Here is a 15,559-nt window from a genome sequence, read left to right on the forward strand (position 1 = left end):
CCGCTCCACGGCGCCGGCACGCGTCACGCGCGCCTGAGCGTGGCGGCCCACACGCCAAGCGCCGCCACGCTCACGGCCGCGCCGAGCACGCAGACGCCCATCCATCCGGCGCGCGCATACATCATCGTCGACGCAATCGCACCGAGCCCGCTGCCGGCCGAATAGAACAGCATGTAGCAGCCGACGAGGCGCGCATGCGCATCGGGCCGCGCGCCGAGAATCATGCTCTGGTTGACGACGTGGACGGCCTGCCCGCCGACGTCGAGCAGCACGATGCCGACGATCAGCCATGCGATCGACGTCGCGCCGAACGCGAGCGGCAGCCACGCGCACGCGAGCAGCGCGAGCGCGGCGCCGGTCGTCGTTTCGCCGCGCCCGCGATCCGCGAGCCGGCCCGCGCGGGCGGCCGCCGCCGCGCCCAGCGCGCCGACGAGGCCGAACGCGCCGATCTGCGTATGCGACATCGCGTGCGGCGGCGCGCTCAGCGGCAGCACCAGGGCGCTCCAGAAGATGCTGAAGGCCGCGAACATCAGCAGCGCGATCGCGCCACGCACGCGCAGCACGCGTTCATCGCGCAGCAGCGACACCATCGATCGCAGCAGCGCCGCGTAGCCAACGCGCTCGCGCGGGCCGTTCTCGTCCGGCAATAGCCGCGACAGCACGACGAGCATCGCGATCGCGAGCGCGCCCGACACCTGATAGACGGCCCGCCAGCCCGCGATGTCGGTGACGACGCCGGCCAGCGAGCGCGCGGCCAGCAACCCGACCACGACGCCGCCCTGCGCGGCGCCCACCACGCGCCCGCGTTCGCCGGCGCCTGCGAGCGCGGCCGAGCATGCGATCAGCCCTTGCGTCATCGCAGTGCCGAGCAGCCCGACCGCGACCATCCCGGCCAGCAGCGCGATGCGCGTCGACGAGGCGGCGACGCCGATGCAGGCCGCCGTCAGCAGCAGAAGCTGCACGGTGATCAGGCGCTTGCGGTTCAGCAGGTCGCCGAGCGGCACGACGAACAGCAGCGCGAGCGCACAGCCGAGCTGCGTCGCGGTGATGACACCGCCGACGGCCGCCTGCGATACGCCGAAATCCCGCGCGATCGAATCGAGCAGCGGCTGCGCGTAGTAGACGTTCGCGACACTGGCCGCGCAGCAGACGGCCAGCAACGCGACGCGCGGCGCGGACAGGCGGCCGCCGTCGGCCGGATGCGCGGCGTGTGCCGGCGCGTTCGATGTAACGGTGCCGGATTGACAGGAAGACGCCATGGGTTCCCTCGCGCAATGTAGTTGCAAATTGAAACTGGTGTGGAGTGTAGGAAAAGTAGTTTTAAAATGCAACCTGTTGTGCGGCGGGCGAGCGGTCCGCGCACGGATGGCCGGCGTTGCCGCGAAGGCGGCCGGCGAGATTGCGGAGAGGAACATGGCCAGGCAGAAAAGTCTTGCGGATTCGCCGTGCCCGGTGGCGCGGGCGACCGATATCGTCGGCGATCGCTGGGCGTTGCTGATCGTGCGCGATGCGTTCGACGGCGTGCGCCGGTTCGGCGATTTCCGCACGAGCCTCGGCGTCGCGAGCAACATCCTGTCCGACCGGCTGAAGATGCTGGTGGACGCCGGCGTGTTCGACGTCGTGCCGGCGTCCGACGGCACCGCGTATCAGGAGTACGTGCTGACCAAAAAGGGCGAAGGGCTGTTTCCGGTGATCGTGATGCTGAGGCAGTGGGGGGAGGCGAACCTGTTCGCGCGCGGCGAGCCGCATTCGGTGCTGGTCGACCGCGGCACGGGGCGCGCGGTCCGCAAGCTCGCACTGCGGCATGACGACGGCCGGCCTTTGAAGGCGGCCGAGACGGTCGTGAGGAAGGTCGGCGACGACGCCGGCAAGACGCGTCAGTGAGCGTCATGTGCGATGGCCGCACCGTCGGATAGACTGTCGCGATCGTCGTTGACCGGAGCCGCATTGCCATGTCCCACCCGCTGGATTCCGCCGGCTATCGGCGATTGCTCGACCTGCAGCGTCGCATCCACGACTACTGCGAGCGCGAGGGCGCCGAGGACGGGCGCGATCATTCCGATCCGGCCGAGCCGTTGTGGCCGACCGATTTCAACCACGTCACCGTCGCGCCGATGCGGGCCGGGCTGCATGTCCGGTACTTCGGCGGCGCGTGGGACGAACCGTTCGACTGGACGCTGCAATGCCTTGCAGAGCGGGACGTCGCGGATCTCGTCACCGACCTCGCGTTCAGCGGTCTGGACGAAGGCGCCAACGGCTCGCGCGAATGGGATTTCGGTCCGCTGCTCGATTCGGATGGGCGTTTCCCGATGCTGCGCTCGCTGTATGTGCGGCCGACCGAGCCGGCCGATCACAACCAGTCGATGATCGTGCGCCGAGGCCTGATCATGCAGGAGGGCGGCGAGATTGCCCGCTTTGCTGCGAAGGCGCCGTTTCTCACCGAGCTGACGGTGCCGAATGTGCCCGACGCGCATTTCTTCGACGTACCGCTTGCGCATCTCGAGCGGCTGCGCATCGGTGGCGGAGATGACACGCAGCAGTTCATCGAGCATCTGGCCGGCAGCGACAACCTGTCGTCGCTCGGCTGGCTCGATTTCTCGGAATCGACCGCGTTGCATTCGACGTGGAAGCGCGAGCGCGACGCCGGCAGCGTGACGTCGTTCGACGCCTACGAGCGCTTGCTGAGGAGCCCCGTTGGCCAGCGGCTCCACGCGCTGACACTGAGAAATACCTGTCTCGATCGAGAAGCGCTCGACGCGCTGCAGGCCCTGCATCCGCGCTTGTCGTTGATGGTGATCCAGGCCGGCACCGGTGGTTACGTGAGTCATTTCAAGGACAACGTGTTTCCGTGGCGTCACCTGATCCAGCGCGACCCCGGCGACGCATGACCGCATCTGTTCAATCGGCCGCCGTCACGACCTGACGCGCGGACGACGCGCCACGATGCGCATCGGGCCGCACCCGCGTCGCGAGCAATGCGGCGGTGACGAGCAGCGCGACCGACACGGCCGTTTCGATCCGCAATCCGCTCACGACCTGCGCCGCGCCGCCACCGCCGGCGAGCGCGCCGAACGCAGCCACGCCCATCGCGCCGCCGGCCTGCCGCGCGGTATTCAGCACGGCCGACGCGATGCCGGCCCGTTCGGGCGCGACCGACGCGAGCACGGCGGTCGTCATCGCCGGCACCGCGAAGCCCATGCCGGTCGGAATCAGCAGGAACGGCACGAGCAGGACGGCCAGCGGCGTCGACGCGTCGACGAAATGCAGCGACCCGTAGCCGAGCGCGGCGACGAGCGCACCCGCCAGCATCGGCGCACGCGGGCCGTGACGCGCCACGACGCGCCCGCTGGCGAGGTTCGACAGCAGGAAGCCGCCGGTCAGCGGCAGGAACGCAAGGCCCGCCTGCAGCGCCGATTCGCCGCGTGCGCGCTGCAGGTACAGCGCGAGCACGAACACGGTGCCGTAGTACGTGAGGTTCACGCAGATCCCGAACAGCACGGCCGCGCTGAAGGTGCGATGGCGGAACAGCGAGAGCGGCAGCATCGGCGTGGCCGTGCGCGCTTCCACGGCGACGAACGCGAGCGCGGCGAAGGCGGCCAGCGCGAAGCCGCCGGCGACGACCGGATGCGTGAAGCCGAGCGGCCGCCATTCGATCACGGCGCCGGTCAGCGCGGTCAGCATCGCGATCGCGATGAACTGGCCGCGCAGGTCGAGTGCGCGGATGGAACGGGACGCTGCGGCCGGCGCCGCCGTACCGCGCGCGGGGATCCATGCGAACGCCGCCGCCAGCCCGGCCGCACACAGCGGCAGGTTCACGAGGAAGATGCCGCGCCAGCCCCATGCCGCGATCAGCAGGCCGCCGACCACCGGGCCGGCGGCGATCGAAATCGAACCGGCCGCCGTCCACCCGCCCACGGCGCGCGCCCGCAGGTGCGGGTCGTGCCGGCACGCGTCGTTGAGCAGCGCGAGCGAATTGGGCAGCATCGCCGCGGCGCCGACGCCCTGCAGCGCGCGCGCCGCGATCAGCATCGCCGGCGCGCTCGCGGCGCCGCACGCGAGCGACGCCAGCGCGAACAGCACGAGGCCGGCGAGGTACAGGCGCCGCGCGCCGAAGCGGTCGCCGAGCGCGCCGCCCGACAGCATCAGTACCGCGAACGCGAGCGTGTATGCGTCGACGACCCACTGCAGGCCGGCGACCGGCAAGTGCAGGTCGCCGGCGAGATGCGCGAGTGCGATGTTGACGATCGTCACGTCGAGCTGCGTCACGACGAAACCGGTGCTGACGGTCGCGACGACGCGGGCGAGTGCGGGCGGAAAAGCGGGCGTGGGGGCGGTCGTATCCATGCGTCAATCGTAGGCGCGACGGACATGCAATGTTTCAGCGGAACGTGAAGCGTCGATACGTGCTCGTGCACGGCGATTAACATGGCACTGCGGCGGCTCATGCCTGCCACCGCACACATCGACTATCGACAGGCCCATCCGGATGACTTCCTCGAACCTGATGACGCGCGACGCGCAGATCGCCGATCACGCCGACATCGCAAGACTGATGCACCAGCTTGGCTACGATGCGACCCCCGCGATGATCCGCGACAAACTGGCAGCCCTGCTGCCGAGCGCGGTCGACCGCATCCTGGTCGCGACGGTCGCGGGCAGCGTGGTGGGCTGCATCAGCTTGCATGCGCTTGCGCTATTTCACGCGCACGGCAATCTCGGGCGTATCACCAGTCTGGTCGTCGACGAAGGCTGTCGCGGGCAGGGTGTCGGCGGCGCACTGATGGCGGCGGCGCACATCTGGTTCGAGTCGACGGGGTGCGTGAAACTGGAGGTGACGAGCGGCGACCTTCGGCTCGATGCGCACCGCTTTTACGCGCGGCACGGCTTCATGCGGGACGGACAACGGTTGTCGAAGCTCGTCCGGCCGTAATGCCGCCGCGCGAGCACGCGGCGTAGCCGCTGTCGCGGAAAACCGGCGACGTCTGGCCGCTCAATGCCGCTCGCCGCGCCAGCGTCCCGGCGCCACGCCGAAGCGTTTCGTGAACGCATGGGTGAACGTGCTTTGATCCGCGAAGCCGACCATCCCGGCGATATCGACGAGCGGATACCGGCCGTCCGCGAGCAGGATCACTGCGGCGTCGAGCCTGAGCCGCTGCAGGTAGCGATGCGGCGTTTCACCGAACGCGTCGACGAACAGTTGATGAAAGCGACGCATCCCGTAGCCGCAGTGCGCGGCGAGATCGGCGATGCGCAGCGGCTCGTCGAGCCGTGCGCGCAGCCAGCGGTCGATGCGCGCGAAATCGAGGCCCGAGGCAGGCGCGGCGATGGCGCGTTCGTCGAGCAGCGCGCCGCACAGCCGCGCGGCGGCCTGCCACTGGAAACGGTGCGCGGCCGCGTGCCGCGCGTCGTCGGCGGGGGCGTCGAGTTGCGCGGCGGCGGCCGCGATCTGCGCGACCAGCGACGTCAGTGCCGGATCGATCGCCACGGCGCGCGCGCTGTCGAACAGCCGCTGCGGCACCGCGAGCGACGCGAGGGGCAGATTGAGCACGAGCTGGCGGTTCTCGCCGAGGCCCGCGTAATCGTGGCGCGCGCCGGCCGGAACCAGCCACGCGCCGTGCCGGTCGAGCCGCTGGCTGACGCCGTCCACCGCCATCACCATCGCACCGTCGATGCCGAGCACGATCTGGTGAAAGTCGTGCACGTCCGACGCTTCGAGCGTGTCGTAGCGTTGCAGTGCGATGGTGGGGGACGAAAGGTGGGCCATGGGGCAGTGCGTCAGGCGGCGGCTCGCGTGCGGCGTCAGATGTCGAGCAGTTCGACTTCGAACACGAGCGTGGCGTTCGGCGGAATCACGCCGCCGGCGCCGCGCGGGCCGTAGCCGAGTTGCGGCGGGATCGTCAGGCGACGCACGCCGCCGACTTTCATGCCTTGCACGCCTTCGTCCCAGCCCTTGATGACCATGCCGCCGCCGAGCACGAACGCGAACGGGTCGTTGCGATCCTTGCTCGAATCGAATTTCTGACCGTCGGTCAGCCAGCCCGTGTAGTGGACGCTGACGGTCTGGCCGGCTTGCGCTACGTCGCCGGTGCCTTCGGTCAGGTCTTCGTATTTGAGGCCCGATTCGGTCGTGATGACAGACATGACTTCTCCTGAAAAAAGGATGGGTAAAACCGCTATTGTAGGCGAGCGCGCAATGGGCCGCCGCTGGTGGCTGTCGGCCGCTCGCATGTGTGTCGCGGGCGGCGGTGGGCCGCCGTGGCCGCGATCGTCCGAAACGCAAATGGAACGCGCGTTTGAATTTTGCGCGTGCCCAGCGACCGCGGTTGCACCGTGCGAGTGCGACGCGTGTATGAATCGGTGCTACCGGGGCGCGCCGCAGCGTACCGCGTGGCGTCGCCGATTTCCGTGAAACGCCCGCCGCACGAGGCTTTCAGGTCATCGACGTGACACGGCACGGCGCGGTGCGTAGCGCTGGCGAGCCACCGCGCGCGTTCGAATCCCGCCTCGTTCAGACGCTGTTCGAGCGCTGTTTTTTCCGCCTTTTCGACCGGGCCCTGTTTGGAAGCGCGCATCTACCGCGCAGCTTGCGTGCGCCGTCGCGGGTGGCCTATCTTTACAGCTGTCGATGTCAAGATTTTGGCGGTGCGCGACGCGCCGCCCGGGCCTGCGCCGGCTGCGTCCGACGACGCGCCGGGCCGCGCCGGAACCAGGAGAACGATGAACATGAAGTCAGCCGCTTCCGCCACTGCAGCCGGGATCATGCCGGTGCGCCGCGACCTGCGCTTCGACCTGCCGGTCGAACGCGCGAAGGACTGGCATGGCCTCGGGTCGCACGTGACCCATTTCTTCAACGCGCTGTCGCTGCTGTTTCCGGCCGGCGAGCGTTTCTTCATGGATTCGGTGCGCAACTACCGCGACCGGATCGACGATCCCGTGCTGAAGCAGCAGGTGCTCGGCTTCATCGGCCAGGAGGCGATGCACACGCGCGAGCACATCGAGTACAACGAACTGATGCAGGCGAACCGGCTGCCCGCGCGCAAGCTCGACAAGCGCGTGTGGACGGTGCTCGGCTACATGAAGCGCAAGCTGCCGCATTCGGTGCAGCTCGCGCATACGGTCGCGGCGGAGCACTACACGGCGATGCTCGCCGACTGGCTGCTGCGCGACCCGACGCGCCTCGATGGCTCGGTCGAGGGCTATCGCCAGATGTGGATCTGGCACGCGCTCGAGGAAACCGAGCACAAGGCCGTGTCGTTCGACGTATGGAACACCGCGATGGAACCGGGGCTGCGCCGTTACCTGATCCGCATCGGCGTGTATCTGCTGACGACGCTGACGTTCTGGCCGACCGTGTTCCTGATGCATGCGACGCTGCTGTGGCGCGATCGCGGCGCCGGCCATCACGTGCGCGGCATGCTGCGGATGATCGCGTTCCTGTACGGGCCGCGCCGGGGGCTGTTCCCGCGCATCGCCGGCGAATGGCTGAGCTTTTTCCGGCCGGGCTTCCATCCGTGGGATCACGACAATCACCACCATCTGGCGCGGGTCGATGCGCTCGCCGCCACCTACGGCGAACAGGGCGGCGCACCGGCCGGCCGTGGCCGCGCCAACGCGCCTGCGCCCCTCGCATCGGGCCGCTGAGACCGTCGCTGCGCCGGCATGCGCGGCATCGGGCCGCGCATGTTGCGTTCGTGCATCAGCCGGCTTCCTCTGACGATTGACCCAAATCAATTCGAACCGGCGGCGTGGGTGCCCTGCGGGCTCGTCGACCGGTTGTGCACGCATGCGCGGGTCAGCCGATCCGGTGTGCGCGGCATCGCCCGGGAACGCCATGCGCCAGCACCGGCGCGGCTTTGCGCGCCGCGCAGCCTCCCGTTCAGGGGTTCCGCCGCGCACGCCACCGGGATAACACCCATCTAGCCGCGCGCCGGCCGCATCGATATACCGTTCATGACAATGTCCACCTCACGCGCGATTCCTGCACGGGGGGATTTTATTCGGACGGAAATGCGGCCAATATGTCGGTTCGACCAAGGTCCGTCGCGTGCGACGGCGAGCCGGCGCGATACCAACGCGAAGCGGGGAACAACGATGGTTGCTAGGTCACCTGACGCAAACGGGCATGCGGTGCCCGAGATGTCGCATGTGTCCGTCACCGCGCCCGAGGATGGACGCAAGCTGTTCGTGATCATGCGTTCGCCCGACGAGCCGTTGCTTGCGCAACTGCGCGGGCTCGGCTGGGAAATCGCCGTCGCGAAGACGGCCGGTGCCGCGCAGAACATGACCTCCGGCGTGAGCGTCGCCGCTGGCCTGGTCGATTTCACCGGGTTCACGTCGCGCGACTATCCCGCGCTGAAGGCGTGCCTGAGCCAGCCGTCGATCGGCTGGATTTCCATCGCGCAGGCCGGCATCACGATCGGCCCCGCGGTGCGCGAACTGATCCGCAGCTATTGCTTCGATTACGTGACCCTCCCGTTGCCCTACGAATGGATTTCGCACGTGCTCGGCCATGCGCGCGGGATGGCCGCGCTCGATCGCGTCGATGGCGCGGCCTATGCGGCGTCGATCGGCGAACACGGGATGATCGGCAACTGCGAGGCGATGCAGCAGCTGTTCAGCACGATCCGCAAGGTCGCGAAGACCGACGCGAGCGTGTTCATCTCCGGCGAGTCGGGCACCGGCAAGGAGCTGACGGCGCTCGCGATTCACGAGCGTTCCGGCCGCGGCAAGGGGCCGTTCATCGCGATCAACTGCGGCGCGATTCCGCATCACCTGCTGCAGTCGGAACTGTTCGGCTACGAGCGCGGCGCGTTCACCGGCGCGAACCAGCGGCGCGCGGGCCGGATCGAATCGGCGAACGGCGGCACGCTGTTTCTCGACGAAATCGGCGACATGCCGGTCGAAAGCCAGGCGAGCCTGCTGCGTTTCCTGCAGGAAGGGAAGATCGAGCGGCTCGGCGGGCAGGAATCGATTCCGGTCGACGTGCGGATCATCTCGGCCACCCACGTCGATCTCGACGGCGCGGTCGAGGCCGGGCGCTTCCGCGCGGACCTTTATCACCGCCTGTGCGTGCTGCGCATCCACGAGCCGCCGCTGCGCGCGCGCGGCAAGGATATCGACATCCTCGCGCACTACGTGCTGCAGAAATTCAAGTCCGACAGCGGCCGCAAGATCAGCGGCTTCACGTCGGCCGCGCTCGATGCGATGCGCCGCTACGAATGGCCGGGCAACGTGCGCGAGCTGATCAACCGCGTGCGGCGCGCGATCGTGATGGCCGAGAGCCGGCTGCTGACGCCGCACGATCTCGGGCTCGAGACGCCGGGCGAAACCGAACCCGTGACGCTCGAACAGGCACGCGCGCTCGCCGAGCGCACCGCGATCGAGAATGCGCTGCTGCGCAATGATCACCGCATCAACAAGGCCGCGGCCGAACTCGGCATTTCACGCGTGACGCTCTACCGGATGATGATCGAGCACGGGCTGAACGATCACGACAACAACGGCGGCAACGGCGACAACGGCGGGCACGACGGCGCGCCGTCCGGCGACGCGGGGCATCAGCGGGTCGGCTGAGCGGCGCACGCGTGACGCGTGAACCGGTTCAGCGATAGGTCCAGAGCCGGGGCAGCACGAACGCGACCGGCGGCACGCACGGCACGACCGCGACGATGCTCCACGCGCGGGCGAGGCCGAGCGTCCCGGTGCCGTGCGCCAGCGGCATCGTCATGCCGAGGCCGGCCATCGCGGCGGCGAGAAAGCGCACGAAGTTGCCCCACGTCACCGGCGACGCAAAACTCCACAGCGTGTTGGCGAGATACGAGAACGCGGTCGAGCACGCGACCGCGTTCGCGTTCGCGCTCACCGGCGTCGCGTCGAACAACGCGAACATCGCGGCCGCGATCAGCGCATGCAGCGCGGTCGAACCGACGCCCGACACCCCGAAGCGAATCAGCCTGGCGCATTCGGCGGTATAGAGGGTGCGGATCATCGGGTGCGGTCGTTCGGACGATGGGGCGGCGTGTCGGGCGGTGTCGTGGGGGGCGCCACGCGCCGGCGAAGGGCGCCGGCGCAAACGTGACGCGCACCGGTTTCGCAGTATGGCGATGCCGCAGGCCGATGGATGCGCGGACAACCTGCGGCGCCCATGCCGCCCGCGCCATGTAAAGCGCATGAAACATTTTCGTCTCGGCTGCCACGCAAATTGCCGCGGCAAATCGGGTGAACGGCAGGCTACCCGTCGGTAAAAATGTCGCGCCGCATTGTTCAGCCTTATCCGGCAAGGCAGGGCCGCGACACCGCCGGCACAGGCCGCGCGCCGCGTGTTTCAGTTTCGTAACTTCCCGCCTTCCGCCCCCGTTCCGGCCACCACGCTGCCGGGTCGACGCCTTGTCCGGACGGGCTCGCGCGATGCTGGCCCGCTCCTTGCGACAGTGGGCGTGCGAAAGTCGACGATGCACGGTCCATCCGGTTCGGCAGCGAACCTGTCAGTACCGGCCTGGACACGGCCCGCGGGGATGCGGCGGCGGAGCGCGGCACGGCAGCTGCGTTCCGGCGAGCACGGCGTGTCGTCGCCTGATCGTCGGGGCACCGGTCTCGTCCGGTTGCCGGAACAACCATCAGATTGAAACGGGGAAGAAAAATGATCGATCGCCACACGCCGCGGCCGGCAGGCCGCGATCGCAGTGATTCGGAGCATCGCCGGTCGAACGCCGTTCTTGCAGCCGGCCGGCATGCATCGACAGGCCATCTCTCCGCGCCCGGTGCGAGGCGGATCCGGCTGATTGCCGGCCATCCGCGCCGGGTCGGTACTTTCCTGCACGCGAACCCGATTCGCAAGGGCATGTGCACACGGGCGCCGGTCCCTCGACGCCCGGTCTTCGCCTACTGACGGAAGCCGCACGATAGCCGTTCGCGCGAGGCATCGTCCCCGCGAACGATCGATCTGCAATCCGAATGAAATTCGCAGCGTCGTGCGATGTGTGCGAAGGATGAAGCATTCGATGCGACGGCACACGGCGTGATGCCGGTGCCGTCCGGTGGTGAGGGGAGGGGCGGTCGGACGCGCGCGACGGGAGTGGCACCCGTACGCGCGCGACGCCGTTTCAGCCGCCGTAGATGTCGAAGTCGAAGTACTTCGACGCGAGCCGCTTGTAGGTGCCGTCCTTGACCATGTCGAGGATGGCGCCGTCGATCTTCGTCTTCAGGTCGGTGTCCTCCTTGCGCAGCCCGATGCCGGCGCCGATACCGAGCACCTTCTCGTCGACGAGCTCGGGGCCGACGAACGTGTAGTTCGCGCCGCGCGGCGATTTCAGGAACCCGATGGCCGCCTGCACTTCATCCTGCAGTGCCGCGTCGAGGCGGCCCGAGGTCAGGTCCGCGTACACGCCGTCCTGGTTCTGGTACGACACGACGTTCGCGCCTTGCTTGCCCCAGTACGTCTTCGCATACGTTTCCTGCGTCGTGCCCTGTTCGACGCCGATCGATTTGCCCTTCAGCGATTCGGCCGTCGGCAGCAGCGGCGAGCCCTTCTTCACGACGAGCCGCGTCGGCTGGTTGTAGATCTTCGTCGTGAAGCCGATCTGCTGCGCACGTTGCGGCGTAATCGACATCGACGACAGCACCGCGTCGAACTTCTTCGCCTTCAGCGCCGGAATCATCCCGTCGAAATCGTTCTCGAGCCATACGCATTTCGCCTTCAGGCGCGCGCAGATCTCGTTGCCGAGGTCGATGTCGAAGCCGACGAGCTTGCCGTCGGGCGCCTTCGACTCGAACGGCGCGTAGCTGGCGTCGGTGCCGAAGCGGATCGTGGTCCAGTCCTTCGCGACGGCGGGGCCTGCGGATACCGCGAGCAGGGCGATCGAAACAGCGGCAATCAGTCTCTTCATGGTGCGTTCCTTGGCGGGTGCTTCCGGGTTCTGTGCGACACGGTTTCACGGATACGAACCGCGTCTGCGCGCGGTGTCCGCACGGCCATTAACGCAGAAAATAAAATAAGAGTCCAGAATGGACAAAAAATATCGTTTTGTCGGATGAGCGGATCGATCGGCGGTCTCGACCCTTGCAAAAATACGAAAATGGACTAATCTTGTTAGTAAATTCGTTTCGAGACTAACGATCATGTCACAGCCCGCCTATGAATCGCACTCCGCCCCGCCGCAGGCCTCGGTCGCGCAGATGTCGGCGGCCGGCCTGCGCGCGTTTTTCAACATCGCGCGCGACTGGGAACTGACGATCGACGAGCAGATCGTGCTGCTCGGGTCGCCCGGCCGTTCGACGTTCTTCAAGTGGAAGGCCACGCCGGAATCGGCGCGGCTGCCGCGCGATACGCTCGAACGGCTATCGCTGTTGCTCGGCATCTACAAGGCATTGCAGATCCTGCTGCCGCAGCCGGCCGCGGCCGATGCGTGGGTCAAGCGGCCGAACGACGCGGCGCCGTTCGGCGGCAAGCGCGCACTCGACCGGATGCTCGCCGGCAACGTCGGCGATCTGGTCGCCGTCCGGCAATATCTCGACGCGATGCGGGGTGGCTGGGCGTGACCATGCCGATCCAAGCACAACAATGGCCCACGACCACGGTCGACTGGACGCCAGCCTATCGCGTGATCCCCACCCGCTTCCCGGCGATCAACCTGTTCGACCGCGTGGCCTCGGCGGACGATTTCGACGCGCTTTATGCACTCGAATCGCTGACCAACGACCGCATCCGCAACGAAGTCGGCGCGCTCGACCTCGTGCCGCCCGCCGAGCGCCGCTACGGGCAGGGCTGGGGGCCGATCATGGCCGCGTTCACGCACCTGAATCCGCAAGGCAGCCGCTTTTCCGACGGCAGCTATGGCGTGTTCTACTGCGCGCGTTCGCGCGATACGGCGATCGCCGAAACGCGGTATCACAGCGCGTTGTTCCTGGAAGCGACGAAGGAGCCGCCGATGCGCCAGCAAATGCGGCTCTATACGGTGATCGCGCAGGGCGACGTGGCCGACATACGCGTGTGGCCGACACGCGATCCGGCGCTGCTGCATCCGCTCGATTACAGCGCCGGGCAGGCGCTCGGTCGAGCGGTGCGCAATGCGGGCGGCGCGGGGATCGTCTATCCGTCGGTGCGCGACCCGCGCGGCGAGTGCCTGGCGGCGTTCCGCACCACGCTGCTGCGCGACTGCCATCACGCGGCGTACCTCGAATACAACTGGAACGGCTCAGCCGTCGATGCGGTGTTCGAACTGAACCAGGTCGGCTAGGGCCCGCTCGCGGGCGTCAGCACCTATCTGCATCTATCAGCGCATATCAGCCGCCTCAGGGCAGCGGCCAGTCGCCCGCATGGCGTTCGCGTGCCTCGGCCTGCGTCATCGACCAGGTGCGCCCGGTGCGCGGCTCGGCGAGCGTGAGCCGTCCGGCCGGTGCGAATGCGCCCGTATCGATGAACCACTGCGCGCCGATCCGCTGCGGCGCGCGCACCGGCGTGTGCCCGGTGCAGGTCAGCGACAGCCCGGCCTGCCGCGCGGGATCGGCGAGCCCCTGGACGAGGTCGCGGCCCCAGATCAGCCGCTCGCGCACGTCGTGCGCATAGCTGCCCGTGTCGAGATCGGCGTCCGAGCCGAAGAATTCCGCATGCAGCACGTTGAAACGCCCGGGGCCGTCGCCGATCACGCGCACCAGCGGCAGCGCGTCGATGCGTGCCGCATGCGCGTGCAGCCGTTCCGGCGGCAGGTCGGCCCCCCAGTCGCCGCCGATCCCGCGCCACGCGTCGGGCGACAGCTTGCCGCGCGCCACGAGGCTCAGCACTTCCTCGTGATTGCCGCGCACGACGTGGCACCATGGGCGGTCGAGCAGGTCGAGCGTGGTTTCGGAGGCCGGGCCGCGATCGACGAGGTCGCCGACCGAGAACAGGCGGTCGCGGGCCGGGTCGAAGCGGATGTCGTGCAGCAGCGCGCGCAGCACATCCACGCAGCCGTGCAGGTCGCCGACGACGAAGTCGCGGCCGACCGTGTTCGCCGGATGGCGGCAGAGGGGGGCGGTGGCAGTCATCCCAATATCTTAGGCGCTCGCGCCCCCATCGCCACGTCACGATGGAATGGCGATAATCGGGACAATACCCGCCGGTGCGGCGCGGCGGGCCGTCCCGCGCGCCGGCCGAATCCTTTCCATTCGCTTTCGGAATCACATGATGACGATTTATCCGCAGGTATTACGCAACCGGCCGCGCATGGTCGCGGCGTTCGTCGCCGGCTTGCTGTGCGCGGTACTGCTGCCGTTTCCGCTGCGTCCGACCGTACGGGCGCTGATCGGCTGGGATTGCGCGGTCTGGCTGTATCTCGCGCTGATGTGGGTGCGCATGGTCACCGCGCATCATGACCAGGTGCGCGACATCGCGATTCGCGAGGACGAAAACGCGACGACCGTGCTGACCATCGTGTCCCTTGCGACCGTCGCGAGCGTGGCCGCGATCGCGATCGAGCTCGCGACCGTCAAAAGCGTCGGCTTTCGCGCGGGGCTCAGCCACTACGCGATCACCGGCGCGACACTGTTCGGCGCGTGGTTCATGATTCCGACGATTTTCACGCTGCACTATGCGCGCCTCTATTACGGCTCGCCCGGCAACGACCGCGCGCTTCGTTTCCCGGACCGGAGCCCGGAGCCCGATTACTGGGATTTCCTGTATTTCGCGTTCACGATCGCGGTCGCGTCGCAGACGGCCGACGTGTCGATGACGAACCGCTCCGCGCGGCGCTCGGTACTCGCGCAGTCGATCCTGTCGTTCTACTTCAACATGGCCGTGCTCGGGCTGTCGATCAACGTCGCGGCGGGCCTGCTGAGCTGATGCAGGCCAGGGCGATTCGCCGCGTTACTTGAGCAGGTCGTACGGGCCGCCGCGTTCGAGCGCCCGCTGGTACGCGGGCCGCGCGTGGATCGCATCGAGGAAACATGCGATCGCCGGATAGCGGCTGCCGCCCCCGCGTGCGGTCGCGGCTTCGAGCGGAAAGCTCATCTGGATGTCGGCTGCGCTGAAACCGTCGCCGACGAACCAGCCGGTGCGGCTCAACGTGTCGTTGACATAGCCGAGATGCAGCGCGATCTGCGGATCGACGAAGCTCGATTGCAGCGTGTCGGCGATCTTGCGTGCGATCGGCCGTGCGAAGAACGGCATCGGCGCGTGCGCGATCCGCAGCGCGACGAGCTTGAGCAGCAGCGGCGGCATCGCCGACCCTTCCGCGTAGTGCAGCCAGTACGTGAAGTCGTGCCGCTCGGGCGTGCCGGGCGGCGGCGCCAGGCGCCCGTTGCCGTAGCGTTCGATCAGGTATTCGATGATCGCGCCCGATTCGGCGTACGTGCGGCCTTCGTCGGTGATGACCGGCGACTTGCCGAGCGGATGGATCGCGCGCAATTCGGGCGGCGCGAGCATCGTCTTCGGGTCGCGCGCGTAGCGCACGATCTCGTACGGCACATCCAGTTCTTCGAGCAGCCAGAGCACGCGCTGCGAGCGCGAGTTGTTCAGGTGATGGACGGTGAGCATGTCGACGCTGGGAGTGGGGGCGGGAACGACATCATACCCAGCATGTAGGGC

The 15,559-nt window shown here is 68.1% G+C and carries 16 protein-coding genes; 8 read left to right on the top strand and 8 right to left on the bottom strand.

Annotated elements, in window-relative coordinates; translation table 11 throughout:
• Nucleotides 1-23: 23 nt before the first annotated feature.
• Nucleotides 24-1,259, bottom strand: a complete 1,236-nt coding sequence (locus CFB34_RS07640) for an MFS transporter (RefSeq protein ID WP_089443020.1) — start codon at nt 1,257-1,259, stop codon at nt 24-26.
• A 154-nt stretch (nt 1,260-1,413) separates the two neighbouring features.
• Between CFB34_RS07640 and CFB34_RS07645 the strand changes: the two genes are divergently transcribed.
• Entirely contained in the window at nt 1,414-1,884 is a 471-nt protein-coding gene (locus tag CFB34_RS07645; protein WP_179243708.1) for a helix-turn-helix domain-containing protein, read from the top strand.
• A 68-nt stretch (nt 1,885-1,952) separates the two neighbouring features.
• Complete coding sequence (locus tag CFB34_RS07650) at nt 1,953-2,888, top strand: hypothetical protein (protein WP_089443018.1); 936 nt, start codon at nt 1,953-1,955, stop codon at nt 2,886-2,888.
• A gap of 10 nt (nt 2,889-2,898) precedes the next feature.
• On the opposite strand, the gene CFB34_RS07655 is transcribed toward CFB34_RS07650, so the two are convergent.
• Nucleotides 2,899-4,344: an MFS transporter gene (locus tag CFB34_RS07655; RefSeq protein ID WP_089443017.1), complete on the bottom strand. Its 1,446-nt coding sequence runs from the start codon at nt 4,342-4,344 to the stop codon at nt 2,899-2,901.
• Between the two features lie 142 nt (nt 4,345-4,486).
• Here CFB34_RS07655 and CFB34_RS07660 point away from each other — a divergent pair, with 142 nt between their 5' ends.
• Nucleotides 4,487-4,930, top strand: a complete 444-nt coding sequence (locus CFB34_RS07660) for a GNAT family N-acetyltransferase (protein WP_089443016.1) — start codon at nt 4,487-4,489, stop codon at nt 4,928-4,930.
• 60 nt (nt 4,931-4,990) lie between these two features.
• Here CFB34_RS07660 and CFB34_RS07665 read toward each other — a convergent pair whose 3' ends face one another.
• Both CFB34_RS07665 and CFB34_RS07670 read right to left on the bottom strand, forming a co-directional pair.
• Complete coding sequence (locus CFB34_RS07665; RefSeq protein ID WP_089443015.1) at nt 4,991-5,764, bottom strand: AraC family transcriptional regulator; 774 nt, start codon at nt 5,762-5,764, stop codon at nt 4,991-4,993.
• A 35-nt stretch (nt 5,765-5,799) separates the two neighbouring features.
• Nucleotides 5,800-6,141 (bottom strand): FKBP-type peptidyl-prolyl cis-trans isomerase, encoded by a 342-nt coding sequence (locus CFB34_RS07670; protein WP_011355854.1) that lies wholly within the window; start codon nt 6,139-6,141, stop codon nt 5,800-5,802.
• 582 nt (nt 6,142-6,723) lie between these two features.
• Here CFB34_RS07670 and CFB34_RS07675 point away from each other — a divergent pair.
• Both CFB34_RS07675 and CFB34_RS07680 read left to right on the top strand, forming a co-directional pair.
• Nucleotides 6,724-7,641 (top strand): metal-dependent hydrolase, encoded by a 918-nt coding sequence (locus CFB34_RS07675; protein WP_089443375.1) that lies wholly within the window; start codon nt 6,724-6,726, stop codon nt 7,639-7,641.
• A 450-nt stretch (nt 7,642-8,091) separates the two neighbouring features.
• Nucleotides 8,092-9,573, top strand: coding sequence for a sigma-54 dependent transcriptional regulator (locus CFB34_RS07680; RefSeq protein ID WP_089443014.1), 1,482 nt, complete (start codon nt 8,092-8,094; stop codon nt 9,571-9,573).
• Nucleotides 9,574-9,601: 28 nt separating this feature from the next.
• Here the strand turns inward: CFB34_RS07680 and CFB34_RS07685 are convergent, their stop codons facing one another.
• Entirely contained in the window at nt 9,602-9,988 is a 387-nt protein-coding gene (locus CFB34_RS07685; RefSeq protein ID WP_089443013.1) for a GtrA family protein, read from the bottom strand.
• 1,114 nt (nt 9,989-11,102) lie between these two features.
• Nucleotides 11,103-11,885 (bottom strand): ABC transporter substrate-binding protein, encoded by a 783-nt coding sequence (locus tag CFB34_RS07690; protein ID WP_089443011.1) that lies wholly within the window; start codon nt 11,883-11,885, stop codon nt 11,103-11,105.
• Nucleotides 11,886-12,117: 232 nt separating this feature from the next.
• On the opposite strand from CFB34_RS07690, the gene CFB34_RS07695 reads away from it, so the two are divergent.
• Both CFB34_RS07695 and CFB34_RS07700 read left to right on the top strand, forming a co-directional pair.
• On the top strand, nt 12,118-12,537 hold the full coding sequence (locus CFB34_RS07695; protein ID WP_011355846.1) for an MbcA/ParS/Xre antitoxin family protein: 420 nt from the start codon (nt 12,118-12,120) through the stop codon (nt 12,535-12,537).
• 2 nt (nt 12,538-12,539) lie between these two features.
• Nucleotides 12,540-13,235 (top strand): RES family NAD+ phosphorylase, encoded by a 696-nt coding sequence (locus CFB34_RS07700; protein ID WP_089443010.1) that lies wholly within the window; start codon nt 12,540-12,542, stop codon nt 13,233-13,235.
• Between the two features lie 55 nt (nt 13,236-13,290).
• On the opposite strand, the gene CFB34_RS07705 is transcribed toward CFB34_RS07700, so the two are convergent.
• Nucleotides 13,291-14,022: a metallophosphoesterase gene (locus CFB34_RS07705; RefSeq protein ID WP_089443009.1), complete on the bottom strand. Its 732-nt coding sequence runs from the start codon at nt 14,020-14,022 to the stop codon at nt 13,291-13,293.
• A 139-nt stretch (nt 14,023-14,161) separates the two neighbouring features.
• Here CFB34_RS07705 and CFB34_RS07710 point away from each other — a divergent pair, with 139 nt between their 5' ends.
• Nucleotides 14,162-14,815, top strand: coding sequence for a DUF1345 domain-containing protein (locus tag CFB34_RS07710; protein WP_039360521.1), 654 nt, complete (start codon nt 14,162-14,164; stop codon nt 14,813-14,815).
• Between the two features lie 24 nt (nt 14,816-14,839).
• Here CFB34_RS07710 and CFB34_RS07715 read toward each other — a convergent pair whose 3' ends face one another.
• Nucleotides 14,840-15,508 (bottom strand): glutathione S-transferase, encoded by a 669-nt coding sequence (locus CFB34_RS07715; RefSeq protein ID WP_089443008.1) that lies wholly within the window; start codon nt 15,506-15,508, stop codon nt 14,840-14,842.
• Nucleotides 15,509-15,559: the final 51 nt, after the last annotated feature.

This window comes from Burkholderia sp. HI4860 (genome assembly GCF_002223045.2).
In the GTDB taxonomy this organism is placed as follows: domain Bacteria; phylum Pseudomonadota; class Gammaproteobacteria; order Burkholderiales; family Burkholderiaceae; genus Burkholderia.

Bases quoted from the DNA above. Each gene is read 5' to 3' on its own strand.
- CFB34_RS07640 (WP_089443020.1), bottom strand. From the start codon at position 1,259: ATGGCGTCTTCCTGTCAATCCGGCACCGTTACATCGAACGCGCCGGCA.
- CFB34_RS07645 (WP_179243708.1), top strand. From the start codon at position 1,414: ATGGCCAGGCAGAAAAGTCTTGCGGATTCGCCGTGCCCGGTGGCGCGG.
- CFB34_RS07650 (WP_089443018.1), top strand. From the start codon at position 1,953: ATGTCCCACCCGCTGGATTCCGCCGGCTATCGGCGATTGCTCGACCTG.
- CFB34_RS07655 (WP_089443017.1), bottom strand. From the start codon at position 4,344: ATGGATACGACCGCCCCCACGCCCGCTTTTCCGCCCGCACTCGCCCGC.
- CFB34_RS07660 (WP_089443016.1), top strand. From the start codon at position 4,487: ATGACTTCCTCGAACCTGATGACGCGCGACGCGCAGATCGCCGATCAC.
- CFB34_RS07665 (WP_089443015.1), bottom strand. From the start codon at position 5,764: ATGGCCCACCTTTCGTCCCCCACCATCGCACTGCAACGCTACGACACG.
- CFB34_RS07670 (WP_011355854.1), bottom strand. From the start codon at position 6,141: ATGTCTGTCATCACGACCGAATCGGGCCTCAAATACGAAGACCTGACC.
- CFB34_RS07675 (WP_089443375.1), top strand. From the start codon at position 6,724: ATGAAGTCAGCCGCTTCCGCCACTGCAGCCGGGATCATGCCGGTGCGC.
- CFB34_RS07680 (WP_089443014.1), top strand. From the start codon at position 8,092: ATGGTTGCTAGGTCACCTGACGCAAACGGGCATGCGGTGCCCGAGATG.
- CFB34_RS07685 (WP_089443013.1), bottom strand. From the start codon at position 9,988: ATGATCCGCACCCTCTATACCGCCGAATGCGCCAGGCTGATTCGCTTC.
- CFB34_RS07690 (WP_089443011.1), bottom strand. From the start codon at position 11,885: ATGAAGAGACTGATTGCCGCTGTTTCGATCGCCCTGCTCGCGGTATCC.
- CFB34_RS07695 (WP_011355846.1), top strand. From the start codon at position 12,118: ATGTCACAGCCCGCCTATGAATCGCACTCCGCCCCGCCGCAGGCCTCG.
- CFB34_RS07700 (WP_089443010.1), top strand. From the start codon at position 12,540: ATGCCGATCCAAGCACAACAATGGCCCACGACCACGGTCGACTGGACG.
- CFB34_RS07705 (WP_089443009.1), bottom strand. From the start codon at position 14,022: ATGACTGCCACCGCCCCCCTCTGCCGCCATCCGGCGAACACGGTCGGC.
- CFB34_RS07710 (WP_039360521.1), top strand. From the start codon at position 14,162: ATGACGATTTATCCGCAGGTATTACGCAACCGGCCGCGCATGGTCGCG.
- CFB34_RS07715 (WP_089443008.1), bottom strand. From the start codon at position 15,508: ATGCTCACCGTCCATCACCTGAACAACTCGCGCTCGCAGCGCGTGCTC.